Source organism: Rhodobacter sp. SY28-1 (genome assembly GCF_005222785.1).
In the GTDB taxonomy this organism is placed as follows: Bacteria; Pseudomonadota; Alphaproteobacteria; order Rhodobacterales; family Rhodobacteraceae; genus Tabrizicola.
In genome coordinates, this window is the sequence record NZ_STGH01000001.1 from 355,474 (window position 1) to 367,489 (window position 12,016).

The 12,016-nt window shown below is 67.0% G+C and carries 11 protein-coding genes and 1 tRNA gene; 8 read left to right on the forward strand and 4 right to left on the reverse strand.

Features of this window, described 5'->3' with window-relative positions:
• Positions 1–33 precede the first annotated feature (33 nt).
• The 3 genes from E8M84_RS01765 to E8M84_RS01775 all read left to right on the forward strand — a co-directional run bounded on the left by E8M84_RS01765 (position 34) and on the right by E8M84_RS01775 (position 4,789).
• A complete protein-coding gene (locus tag E8M84_RS01765) occupies positions 34–1,377 on the forward strand; it encodes a TldD/PmbA family protein (protein WP_137109457.1) in 1,344 nt (447 codons plus the stop codon).
• Positions 1,364–2,140 (forward strand): 3'(2'),5'-bisphosphate nucleotidase CysQ, encoded by a 777-nt coding sequence (locus E8M84_RS01770; RefSeq protein ID WP_137109458.1) that lies wholly within the window; start codon positions 1,364–1,366, stop codon positions 2,138–2,140. Before E8M84_RS01765 ends, E8M84_RS01770 begins: the two co-directional genes overlap by 14 nt.
• Before the next feature lie 144 nt (positions 2,141–2,284).
• Positions 2,285–4,789, forward strand: a complete 2,505-nt coding sequence (locus tag E8M84_RS01775; RefSeq protein ID WP_137109459.1) for a DEAD/DEAH box helicase — start codon at positions 2,285–2,287, stop codon at positions 4,787–4,789.
• A gap of 63 nt (positions 4,790–4,852) precedes the next feature.
• On the opposite strand, the gene E8M84_RS01780 is transcribed toward E8M84_RS01775, so the two are convergent.
• The 4 genes from E8M84_RS01780 to E8M84_RS01795 form a co-directional block, all read right to left on the reverse strand.
• Positions 4,853–4,928, reverse strand: a tRNA-Thr gene (locus E8M84_RS01780).
• A gap of 48 nt (positions 4,929–4,976) precedes the next feature.
• Complete coding sequence (locus E8M84_RS01785; protein WP_137110797.1) at positions 4,977–6,425, reverse strand: heme biosynthesis protein HemY; 1,449 nt, start codon at positions 6,423–6,425, stop codon at positions 4,977–4,979.
• Positions 6,425–7,582, reverse strand: a complete 1,158-nt coding sequence (locus tag E8M84_RS01790; RefSeq protein WP_137109460.1) for a COG4223 family protein — start codon at positions 7,580–7,582, stop codon at positions 6,425–6,427. The genes E8M84_RS01785 and E8M84_RS01790 overlap by 1 nt, the downstream gene beginning before the upstream one ends.
• Before the next feature lie 55 nt (positions 7,583–7,637).
• Complete coding sequence (locus E8M84_RS01795; RefSeq protein WP_170971821.1) at positions 7,638–8,342, reverse strand: uroporphyrinogen-III synthase; 705 nt, start codon at positions 8,340–8,342, stop codon at positions 7,638–7,640.
• Between the two features lie 93 nt (positions 8,343–8,435).
• Here E8M84_RS01795 and tsaD point away from each other — a divergent pair, with 93 nt between their 5' ends.
• The 5 genes from tsaD to E8M84_RS01820 all read left to right on the forward strand — a co-directional run bounded on the left by tsaD (position 8,436) and on the right by E8M84_RS01820 (position 11,985).
• Positions 8,436–9,524, forward strand: a complete 1,089-nt coding sequence (gene tsaD, locus E8M84_RS01800) for a tRNA (adenosine(37)-N6)-threonylcarbamoyltransferase complex transferase subunit TsaD (RefSeq protein WP_137109462.1) — start codon at positions 8,436–8,438, stop codon at positions 9,522–9,524.
• The gene (locus E8M84_RS01805) at positions 9,521–10,474 is read left to right on the forward strand and encodes an NAD(P)H-dependent glycerol-3-phosphate dehydrogenase (RefSeq protein ID WP_137109463.1); all 954 of its coding nucleotides are present in this window, start codon (positions 9,521–9,523) and stop codon (positions 10,472–10,474) included. Before tsaD ends, E8M84_RS01805 begins: the two co-directional genes overlap by 4 nt.
• Before the next feature lie 2 nt (positions 10,475–10,476).
• Entirely contained in the window at positions 10,477–10,749 is a 273-nt protein-coding gene (locus E8M84_RS01810; protein WP_137110798.1) for a YciI family protein, read from the forward strand.
• A complete protein-coding gene (locus E8M84_RS01815; RefSeq protein WP_137109464.1) occupies positions 10,746–11,165 on the forward strand; it encodes an EVE domain-containing protein in 420 nt (139 codons plus the stop codon). The genes E8M84_RS01810 and E8M84_RS01815 overlap by 4 nt, the downstream gene beginning before the upstream one ends.
• A 118-nt stretch (positions 11,166–11,283) precedes the next feature.
• On the forward strand, positions 11,284–11,985 hold the full coding sequence (locus E8M84_RS01820) for a GntR family transcriptional regulator (RefSeq protein WP_240790262.1): 702 nt from the start codon (positions 11,284–11,286) through the stop codon (positions 11,983–11,985).
• The last annotated feature ends 31 nt before the right edge of the window (positions 11,986–12,016 follow it).

Consider the following 12,016-nt stretch of genomic DNA (forward strand, 5'->3'; position numbering starts at 1 on the left):
CTACCTGATCCGCAGACCATATGGGACAGTGTGATGACCCCAAGACTCGCCGACCTGAGCCATTCCCTGCTAGACGCCGCGCGCAAGGCTGGGGCAGACAGCGCCGATGCGCTGGCCGTCGCTGGCACGGCGGTGTCGATCGAAATCCGCAAGGGCGCGCTGGAAACGGCAGAGCGGTCCGAGGGGGTGGAAATCGGTCTGCGGGTGCTGGTGGGCAAGCGGCAGGCCTGTGTGTCGGCGTCCGATACCTCTGACGCGACGATCACCGCGCTGGCCGAGCGGGCCGTGGCGATGGCCCGCGAGGCACCCGAGGATGCAACGGCGGGGTTGGCTGATCCGGGCCAGCTGGCGTCGGGCTGGGACGTGGCGGCGCTGGATCTGGCTGATCCGGCGAGCGAGCTTGGCGCGGCGGTGCTTGAGGCTTCGGCCCGGGCGGTGGAGGCGGCGGCGCTGGGGTCGGCGGGCATCACCCAGGTCGAGGCGGCGGCGAGCTACAGCCAGCGGGCGCTGCACATGGCGGCCACGAACGGGTTTTCGGGCGGGTACGGGCGGACATCGACCTCGTTGTCGGCGGTGGCGTTCACCGGATCCGGCACGGAGATGCAGCGGGACTATGCTGGTGAGGGGCGTATATACGCCTCTGATATGCCCTCGGCCGAGGAAATCGGGCGGCTGGCGGCAGAGCGGACCCTGGCGCGGGTCGGTTCGGTGAAGCCGAAGACCGGGACCTATCCGGTGGTCTATGACGAGCGGGTGGCGGCGTCGCTGATCGGGCATCTGTTGTCGGCGATCAACGGGACGTCGATTGCGCGCGGGTCAAGCTGGGCGCGGGATTTGTTGGGCAAGCAGGTGCTGCCGGCGGGCCTGTCGTTGATCGAGGATCCGCTTCGGGTGCGGATCGGGTCGTCGCGGCCCTTTGATGGCGAGGGGCTGGCGACCCGGCGGCGCGAGATCGTGGCGGATGGGGTGCTGACCGGCTGGGTGCTTGACCTGGCCACGGGGCGTAAGCTGGGGATGGCTTCGACGGCCAATGCGATGCGGGGGACGTCGGCTCCGCCGTCGCCGTCGACGACGAATATCGATCTGACGCAAGGGGTTGTGAGCCGTGAGGACCTGTTGAAGCAGATGGGGACGGGGCTGTTGGTGACCTCGATGATCGGGTCGACGATCAACCCGACGACGGGGGACTATTCGCGCGGGGCGTCGGGGTTCTGGGTGGAGAATGGGGAACTGGCCTATCCGGTGCATGAATGCACCATCGCAGGGAACCTGCGGGACATGCTCTTGCGGATCATCCCGGCGAACGACGCACGGGCGCATTTGTCGACGCGGGTGCCGTCGATCCTGGTGGACGGGATGACCCTTGCCGGCGCGTGATCTGGCCCTTTTGACCGAAGCCGCGCGCGAAGCGGGACGGATCGCGCTGCGCTATTGGCGGAAGGACCCGAAGGTCTGGGACAAGGGCGGCGAGCATGGCCCGGTGTCCGAGGCCGACCTTGCCGTCAACGAGATGCTGAAGGCAAAGCTTCTTGGCGCTCGGCCGGAGTATGGCTGGCTGTCCGAGGAGACACCGGATTCCAGTGAGCGGCTGTCTGTAGATACAGTGTTCATCGTTGATCCGATCGACGGGACGCGGGCCTTCGTCGCAGGCGAAGAGACCTGGGCGCATTCCCTGGCCGTGGCGCAGACGGGGAAAGTGACGGCAGGGGTGGTCTATCTGCCCGCGATTGACCGTATATACACGGCCTCGCTGACGTCGCCCGCGATGAAGGATGGCGAGCCGATTGCGGTCAGCGCGCGTGACCGGTTGGAGGGGGCCAACATCCTGACCACCAAGGCGAATATGGCGCCGGAGAAGTGGCCGGGCGGTGTGCCGGAGATCATCCGCAGCTTCCGCGCGTCATTGGCCTACCGGATGTGCCTGGCGGCTGAGGGGCGGTTCGACGGGATGCTAACCCTGCGCGACGCCTGGGAATGGGACATCGCGGCGGGGTCGCTGATTGCGGAACGGGCGGGGGCGGTGGTGACGGACCAGACCGGAGCGGCCCTGACGTTCAATACTGCTGGCGCGCAGGCGCAGGGCGTGTTGGCCCTGCCGCCCGGGCCACATGCCGAGGCTTTGGCGCGACTGCGGGGTTAGGTCTATACAGCCCCTCCGATCTGGGATAGGTGCCCCGGACGGTCGAGATTCCTCGGACTGTGGGCGAGGAGGCCCGCACCAAAGGGACAGGGGCCGTTTGGCTTTGATGGGCGAATAGCTGCGCCCCCCTTTGGAAAGACATCCATGACGATCGAAAACGTGGCCTCGCCGCTGGCGCAGGCTTTGGCCCTCAAGGGCTATGAAGCGCTGACCTCGGTTCAGGACGCCGTGCTGGCTGAAGGCGTCTCCGGGCGCGACTTGCTGGTCTCGGCGCAGACCGGGTCAGGCAAGACGGTGGCCTTTGGCCTTGCGATTGCGCCCGAGGTGTTGGGCGGGCAGGATGTGCTGCTGTACGCCGACAAGCCAATCGCCCTGGCCATTGCGCCGACACGGGAACTGGCGCTGCAAGTCGCGCGGGAGCTGGAGTGGCTGTACGCGGGCGCCCAGGCCAAGCTGGCGACCTGCGTCGGCGGGATGGACTACCGGACGGAACGCCGGGCGCTGGAACGTGGCGCGCATATTGTCGTGGGCACTCCGGGGCGTCTGCGCGACCATATCGAGCGGGGGTCGCTTGACCTGTCGGGCCTGCGGGCCGTGGTGCTGGACGAGGCGGATGAGATGCTGGACCTGGGCTTTGCCGAGGATCTGGAGTTCATCCTGGCAGCGGCTCCGCCCGAGCGGCGGACGCTGATGTTCTCGGCGACCGTGCCGAAGGAAATCGAGAAGCTGGCAGGTGAGTTCCAGAAGGACGCGCTGCGGATCGTTGCCCAGGGCGAGGCGAAACAGCACGTCGACATCGAGTACAAGGCCTATTCGGTGGCGGTGCGCGACCGCGAGCACGCGATTTTCAACGTGCTGCGCTATTACGATGCGCGGACGGCCATCGTGTTCTGCAAGACGCGGGTGAACGTGAACCACCTTCTGGCGCGGATGGGGAACCGGGGGTTCCAGGTTGTTGCGCTGTCGGGGGAGCTGTCGCAGCAAGAGCGGACCCATGCGCTTCAGGCGCTGCGGGATGGGCGGGCGCGGGTCTGTATCGCGACCGACGTCGCCGCGCGGGGCATTGACCTGCCGGGGCTGGAGCTGGTGATCCACGCCGATCTGCCGTCGAATTCGGAGACGCTGCTGCACCGCTCCGGGCGGACGGGCCGGGCTGGGAAGAAGGGCGTTTCGGCGCTGATCGTGACCCCAGCCGAGTTCAAGAAAGCGCAGCGGCTGTTGTCGGGCGCGAAGCTGGTGGCGGAATGGGGTGGCGCGCCCGGTGCGGATGATGTTCAGGCGAAGGACGACCTGCGCATCCTGGAGCATCCGGCGCTGACGGCCCCCTTGGGGGAAGAGGCCGGGATTGCCGGGGAGTTGCTGGAGCAGTTCGGGCCCGAGGCGCTGGCGGCGGCCTTCGTGCGGCTGTGGCGCGAGGGGCGGTCGGCGCCGGAAGTGCTGTCGACGGACAACCCGATGCCTGCACCCTCGGCCCCGCGCGAGCGGGGAGAGTTCGGGCCTTCGGTCTGGTTCCGGATCAACGTGGGGCGGGCCGGCCGGGCCGAGGCGCGCTGGTTGTTGCCGAAGATCTGCGATGCGGGGTCGATCGGGAAGGATTCCATCGGTGCGATCCGGGTGCGCGAGGAGGAGACCTTCGTCCAGATCGCCGAAGGGGTGGCAGACAAGTTCCGGACCCAGATCGACCTGGACAAGGGCCTGCTGATGGAGCGGATCGAGGGCGAGCCGGACTTTGACAAGCCGCGCTTCGACAAGCCGAAGTTCGAGCGCGCCGTTCGCCCGGAACGGACTGAGCGTCCAGAGCGGGCCGAGCGCCCGGCGCGGGCCGAGAAGCCCGCCTATACGCCGAAGCCGCCGCGTGTGGTCGAGGAGGAGGGCGAAGCCGTCGCCGAGGCTGCGCCGAAGCCGAAGACCAAGTATGACGAGCGGCCTCGCGTGACCCCGTCCGAGGCGCGGCCAGAGCGTCCAGTGCGGAAACCGTACGAAGAGCGTGCGCCGCGTGCCGAGACGACGGACGAGGCTCCGCGCAAGCCGCGCTGGTCTCCGGACCAGAAGGCAGCACCCAAGTCGGCCGGATACAAGAGCCACGGCGGGTCGGCGGATCGCCCCGGTCGCGCGGCGGGCTACAAGAGCCATGCCGGCGAGGGTGGCGGCTACAAGGGCAAGCCGGAAAACTACCGTCCGCGTGGCGAAGGGGCTTCCCCGGCCGATGGCGACCGTCCGGCGCGCAAGCCCTTTGCCGCGAAGACCGAGGGCTACAAGCCGCGCGGCGAGTACGCCCCGCGCGCCGACGGGGACCGCCCGGCCCGGAAGCCCTATGCCGGGAAATCCGAAGGCTACAAGCCGCGGTCCGAAGGGTTCAAGCCGCGCGAGGACGGAGAACGTCCAGCCCGGAAGCCCTATGCGCCAAAGGGCGAGGAGTTCCGCCCGCGTGAGGATGGGGATCGTCCGAAGAAGACCTACGCGCCCAAGGGCGACGACGCGAGGCCTTATGTGAAGCGCGAGGGCGCAGGCAAAGCGGGTGGAGCCAAGTCATTCGGGACGAAGAAGCCGTTCGACCGGGCCGGTGGGTCGGATCGTCCGGCGAAGCCGAAGGCGGATGCGCGGGATACGTCCAAGCGCTTCGTGCCGCCGAAGGGACCGAAGCGCTAGATCGGCCGGGAAACAACAAGGCCGCCGTGTCCAACGGGACCGGCGGCCTTTGCTTTGGAAGAATGGTGCCGGTGAAGGGACTCGAACCCCCGACCCCATCATTACGAATGACGTGCTCTACCAGCTGAGCTACACCGGCATCCTTCCTGCGCGGGCTATTAGCATCGCCCATCCGCAGTGTGTAGCCCTAATTTGCGCGGCGCGCGATCTCGTCAAGGGGAAGCTGTTCGACCTCCGGCACGGGCTCAGGTTCCGGCTCGGGGCGGGCTTCCATCAGCGGCAGAAGCTCAGCCAGGACGGGCGAGGTGGCGGCATGGGCGGGGGGCGTTTTCCAGGAAAGGGTGTCGAAGCTGCCGCAGTTGTCGCAGACCGGCTGCCAGCCGTCATGGATCGCGTGGCACTTGTCACAGACCCATTGCGGACCACGGGGTGCCGAAATCGCGCGTGCGACCAGATCGCGGACGATCAGATCGTCAGCGCCTTCACCTCGGGCGATCGCCGCCAGAATTGCCAATGAACGTTGGGTTGGGTCGCGGGTTGCCACGTCGTCCAAGGCGCGGCGGGCGGCGGGAAAGTCCTCGGCTGCGACCAGCAGCTCCGCCAGCAGCATTCGGGTCTCGTCGTTGTCCGGCCGGGCGTTGGTCAGGGTGCGGAAGCGCTTCAGGCGGTCCTGCGGGGTCTCATCCGGTTCAATCTCGGCGAAGGCGGCGGCGAGATCGGGGTGGGGCAGGACCTCCCAGGCCTTCTTGAGCACGCGGGTCGCGTGTTTGCGGTCACCCTTGGCGAGATAGCCGCGCGCGGCCATGGCGGCGGCGGGGATCAGGTCGGGGGACAGTTTGTTCGCTTCGATCGCGGCCTCGCGCGCCTCGATGCTGACGTCGTCGTCCATCACGGTGCGCGCCTGTTGCAGAGCAAGCACGGCATCGCGACGGCGATACACGTCCTTGGGCAGCGCCCCGGTCTTGAGTTTTGCACCCAGGGTCGCCCGCGCGCCGGACCAGTCACCGGCATCGGACTGCAGTTTCAGCAGGATGTCCTGGGTTTCCGCATGTTTCGGGCGCAGTTCGAAGGCCTTTTCCGCCAGTTTCAGCGCTACCTCACGATCCCCTTCGGCAATCTTCTGGTGCAACAGGCCGCGCACGCCGACGAACCGGGTTGTGTCGTCCTTCAGCAGCGTCTTGTAGGCCTCGGTCGCGCGCTTGCGGTCGCCAGCGGCCTCGGCGGCCTGGGCGACGAGAAGCGTGGTCAGTTCCGGTTTTCCGAGCAAACGCTCGGCATTCTGCGCGCGGGTCAGCGCGAGGCGGGGCTCGCCCGAGGCCAGGGCCATCAGGCCTTCGGACAGGGCCTTGTAGCCTTTCCGTTCGCGGTTGCGGTCGAAGTAACGGGAAATCGCTGTTTCATCGCCGTTCAGGAAGCGAAAGGTCGCGCCCAGCAGGCCGAGGACCTTGAGGGCCAGCCAGACGGCGATGAAAGTCAGCACGCCAAGGACAACAGCCTGAACCGGGCCGATGGTGAATTCCCAGCCGGCAACGATGAGGCGCATCGCTTCGCCAGTTTCGGACAGCATCCCGGCGCCAAAGGCCAGTGCGGCGATGAGGACGACGAAGAGAACGACCTTTGTCAGCGACCAGAGCATCATTCCCCCCGTGCAGCGGCAAGGGCTGCGGCGGCTGCAAGATGGGTTTTGGCCTGCGCGATCCAGGGGTCAAGCGGGGCCTTTGCGGCGGGATCCAGCGGATCGAGTTCGGCGACGGCATCGGCGACGCGGCCCTCGGACAGGGCGAATTCGGCGCGGGAGAGGATGGCGTCGGGCGTGGTGCCTTCAATCGGGGTGACCGGGCGGGCGCCGGTCTGCGAGGCAAGGAAGTCGACCAGACGGTCGGTCCAGCCATCATCACCACTGATCTCGCGCGCCAGACGGAGCGCTTCGCGCGCGGCGTCGGGAAAGGTGGATTGCAGGGTTTCGAGCGTCGGCACGCCGCTGGCGGCAAGGGGCTCAAGCGCGGCCGAAAGCACGGGGTCGGCAAGGGTCTGGAGCTCCGGGGCGAAGGGGCGGCCTTCGGTCACGGCGTACTTTAGCGCGTCCAGCGCCTGCGCCCGGCTGGCTGCGGCGGTGGCCGCTTCGGCCTCGGCTGCCCGGGAGGTTGCCGTGGCTTCGGCGGCGTCCAGGCGGGCCAGTGCCGCGTCCAGTTGCTCTTGCAGGTCTTCCGAGGGATCGGTTGCGGGCAGCGCGGTCAGGCGACGGTCAAGCTCGGCGAGTTTGGCGGCCAGCGCGGCCGTGTTGGCGGTGCCGTCGGACGGCATGGCCTCGATCGCGTCCAGCCGCTGGTCCAGATCGTCGAGCCGCGACATGTCGGGCGGCTCGGCAAGGGGACGCGCCTCAAGCGCGTCGATGCGGGCGGTGGCCGAAGTGAGGTCGCTGGTGAGCTTGTCGACGGTTTGCGCCTGACGGGTGGCAAGGTCGTCAACCTTGGCGGTCAGGGGCGCCAGATCAACCGGGGTGCTGGGCGCGGCCAGACCAAGGATGTCGAAATGCGACAGCGTGAAGCCGCCGATGGCCGCAAGGGCCCCACCGAGCAGCGGCGCAAACACGCCTCCGCGGCGGGGGGCCGGGGGTGGAACCGGGGCCGGGGGTGCTGGTGCTGATGGCGGCTCTGGCGGGGGTGCGTCTGCCTTGACGCTGTCCAGCGGAACCTCCTCGACAAAGGGCGGTGCGGTGGAGACCGGCTCTGTCAGCTCCGGCGGGGCCGGGTCTGCGGCGGTATCTGACTGGGGTTCCTTGCGTCTGGTCATGCGGTGGCCCTTTGTCATCCCGTGCCCCCAACCTAAGCACTGGCCGTGCGCCGGTTCAAGGCAGAGGGGGTGCGGCAAGCAAGCTTTCGACACCTTCAAGCATTCCGGGGGCGTCGGGGTTCCGCGCGATCACCATGGCTGTACGCGGAATGTCGGCAGCGGCGGTGGCGACAGCTTCGCTCATCGCGACGATCTGCAGGTCTGCCTGGGCATCCGGGGGCAACGCCTGCCGGAAAAGCCGGGCGCTGCGCGGCGAGAAAAGCGGGACGATCAGGGGGGCGGGCTTGCGGAGCAGGAGAAGCGACTCGCCTGAAAATGGTACGGGCTTCTGTAGATACACTTGTAAAGATACTGTCGGAATATCTTTTGAATTCAATGCGCTGGCAATGTCTCCTGATGTATCTACGCCCCGTATATATATTAATCTGCCATTTGGCGGGTCCTGTTCGATGGCGGCGACGAGGTCGTCGGCAATCCCATCGGCAGACCGAGCGGTGAGCCCTGCAGCCGTGGCGGCTGCGGCGGTGGACCGCCCGACGCACCAGGCAAGTGGGGGCAACTGCAACCCCAGGCGCAGCGCCCCTTCGACACCGTGCGCCGATGTGAAGACGACTGCGGCAAAGGGTCCTGGCGGGATCGGGGGCGAAAGGTATTCGGGCGCCATCAGGGGTGCGATTACCGGACGGACTCTTGTGCCGAAACGCAGGCTCAACTGGCGGGCGAAGGCTTCGCCCTGCGCCCGGGGCCGGGTCAGCAGCACGGGAACGGCTGGATCCCGGGCAGGGAGCGGTTCGGATTGTCTCGCCATGTCCATGGTGTTACCTGCGGATCAGCCACCACGCAACGGCGGGCCATGGACCGGACACTGACCATCCTGGGGATCGAGACCAGCTGCGATGACACCGCGGCGGCCGTGGTGCGTGCGCCGGAGGGTGGCAGGCCGGAGATCCTGAGCTCGGACGTGCTGGGTCAGACCAGCCTGCATGAGGCCTTTGGCGGCGTGGTGCCCGAGATCGCGGCCCGTGCCCATGCCGAACGGCTGGACGGGGTGGTCGAGGCGGCGCTGGGCGCGTCGGGGGTAGGACTGAACGAGATCGACGCCATTGCGGTGACGGCCGGGCCGGGGTTGATCGGCGGTGTCCTGTCGGGCGTGATGCTGGCACGGGGTCTGGCGGCGGCGCGGGGCCTGACGCTGGTGGCGGTGAACCATCTGGCGGGCCATGCGCTGACGCCGCGGCTGACGGACGGGGTGGCGTTTCCCTACCTGATGCTGCTGGTTTCCGGCGGACATTGCCAGTTCCTGCTGGTCAAGGGCGCAGACAGTTTCCAGCGGCTGGGCGGGACGATCGACGACGCGCCGGGCGAGGCCTTTGACAAGACAGCAAAACTTTTGGGCTTGCCCCAGCCCGGGGGACCTTCTGTCGAGGCTGAGGCTGCGTTGGGCGATCCGCTGCGGTTCCGGTTTCCACGGCCGCTTCTGGACCGCGAGGGCTGCGACATGTCCTTTTCCGGCCTGAAGACGGCATTGCTGCGGGCGCGGGATGAACTGGTGGCCAAGCAGGGCGGAATCACGGTTCAGGATCGCCGCGACCTGTGCGCCGGGTTCCAGTCGGCGGTGGCCGAGGTGCTGGCAAAGAAAACATCGCGCGCGATTGATATGGCCGATGAGCGGCCCACGGTGCTTGCGGTGGCGGGCGGCGTCGCGGCAAACAAGGCCATTCGGGCCATGTTAGAGACTGTTTCAGCGCAAGCCGGGCTGCCGTTCATCGCCCCTCCGCTTCGCCTTTGTACGGACAATGCTGCGATGATCGCCTGGGCGGGGATCGAGCGGATGCGGGCTGTATTGACCAGTGATCCTGACTTTGTCGCGCGGCCTCGTTGGCCGCTGGATCAGACGGCACCTGCATTGCTGGGTTCCGGCAAGAAGGGGGCCAAGGCATGATCGGGATCGCCGGGGCCGGAGCCTTCGGGACGGCGCTGGCCGTGGCATTAGCCAAGGCGGGCCGCGAGGTTCGGCTTTGGGCGCGGGATGCAGGCCAGGTTGACGTGATGCGCCAGACGGCGCGGAACGATGCAGCCTTGCCGGGGGTCGCGTTGCCGAAAAACGTCTCTATTCATGCGGAAATCGGGGAAATTTGCGGTGGCGACGCGCTTCTGCTGGCCATGCCGATGCAGGCCCTTGGTGGGGCGCTCGATGGCTGGCCGCAGATCGACGGGCGGCAGCCGCTGGTTGCTTGCTGCAAGGGTGTGGACTTGACGACTCTGCGCGGGCCGGTGGCTGTGATCGAGGCACGACGGCCTGGGGTTCAGGCGGCGATCCTGACCGGCCCCAGTTTTGCCGCGGATATTGCGCGGGGGCTTCCAACGGCTCTGACCCTCGCGACGAAGGATGGTGCGGCGCTGCAGGAGATGCTGTCGACGCCGACCTTGCGGATCTACAGGACCGACGACGTGATCGGCGCGGAACTTGGCGGGGCGTTGAAGAACGTCATCGCTATCGCAGCGGGCACAGTGATCGGCGCCGGACTCGGCGACAGCGCCCGGGCGGCGCTGATGACCAGGGGCTATGCCGAGATGGTGCGTCTGGCCGAAGCCCTGGGCGCGCGCGCCGAGACCTTGGCGGGGCTGTCGGGGCTGGGCGATCTGGTGCTGACCTGCACCTCCTCACAATCCCGCAACTTCCGCTTTGGCTGCGCGCTGGGTAAAGGCGAGGTCTTTGATCCCAAGGTGACGGTCGAGGGGGTTGCCACCGCGCGCGCCGCGGTGAAGCTGGCGGCGGGCTTGGGGATCGACATGCCGATTACGGGGATGGTGGACGCCCTTGCCAGTGGTCGGATCGCACTGAATGATGCCATCGGCCAGCTGATGAGCCGGCCTCTGAAACAGGAATGACCATGCGCTATGCCCTGATCTGTATCGACAAGCCCAACGCCCTGCAGACCCGCACCGACAATCGGGCCGCACATCTGGCGTATATACAGGAGACCGGTGTGGTCGAGCAGGCGGGCCCCTTCATCGATGCGGCGGGGCAGATGTGTGGCAGCCTGGTGATCCTGGGCGTGGCGTCGAAGGCCGAGGCGGATGCCTGGGCGGCGGGGGACCCCTACGCGAAGGCGGGGCTGTTCCAGTCGGTGATGGTGCAGGAATGGAAGCGGGTGATCGGATGAGCTACTGGCTGTTCAAGTCCGAGCCCGATGTCTGGGGCTGGGACCACCAGGTCGCCAAGGGCGATGCGGGCGAGGAATGGCACGGCGTGCGCAACTATCAGGCCCGCAACAACATGCGCGCTATGAAAGTCGGCGACCGCGGCTTCTTCTACCATTCGAACATCGGCAAGGAAATTGTTGGAATCGTTGAAGTCTGCCGGGAAAGCAGCCCTGACAGCACCACGGACGACCCGCGCTGGGACTGCGTCTGGATCAAAGCCGTCAAGCCGCTGAAGCGGGCAATAACCCTTGAGGAATGCAAGGTCACTCCCGGGCTGGAGCAGATGGTTCTGGTCAACAACACCCGGCTTTCAGTGCAGCCGGTGTCAGACAGCGAGTGGGAAATCATCTGCCGGCTGGGCGGGGTCGATCCCTGATCGCGGCAATGGCCCGCGGGACCTTGGACCTGATGACCGGCGATTGCAGGCCGGGGTTTGACAAACAGGTTGTCACACCCGGGGGGTCTTGTATTTGTTGTGTCGGCAAGGGGGCTGCATGACCAGCATGGACGATCTTCAGGAACGCAAGCGTGGCACGGGTGCCAAGTTTGTCTACGACACGCTGCGGGACGAGATCCTGGATCTGGTGCTGATGCCTGGCACGCCGATTGACGAGGCCGGTCTGGCGGACCGTCTGGCGATGTCGCGCACCCCGATCCGCGAGGCCCTGGTCCGGCTGGCGGCGGAAGGTCTGGTGACGCTGCTGCCGAATCGGTCCACGGTGGTCAGCCAGATCGACTTTCCGAACCTGCATCACTTCTTTGACGCCCTGACCCTGATGTACCGCATGACGACCCGTCTGGCGGCGCAGTTCCACGATGACGCCGATCTGGCAACCATTCGGAAGCAGCAGGAAGCCTTTGCCCGGGCAGTGGTGGCGGGCAACACGGCGGGGATGATCCTGCTGAACCGGGATTTCCACGTCGCGATCGCCGAGGCGGGGCGCAACCCCTACTACATCCAGCTGTTCTCGCGCCTGCTGGACGAGGGCCGCCGGATCCTGCGGCTGTACTACTACCCAACCTTCGAGCCGCGCCTGCCGCATCCGTATATACAAGAGCACGAGGAAATCATCGCCGCGATTGCGGCGCGGGATGTGGAACGGTGTGACCAGCTTGCTAAGGATCATGCCGACAAGATCGTCAAGCAGATCCAGAACATGATGTCGCGCGATCTGCGGCGACGGGTCACGCTCTGATCCGAGATTTTTGTCGACAAACTAAATACAA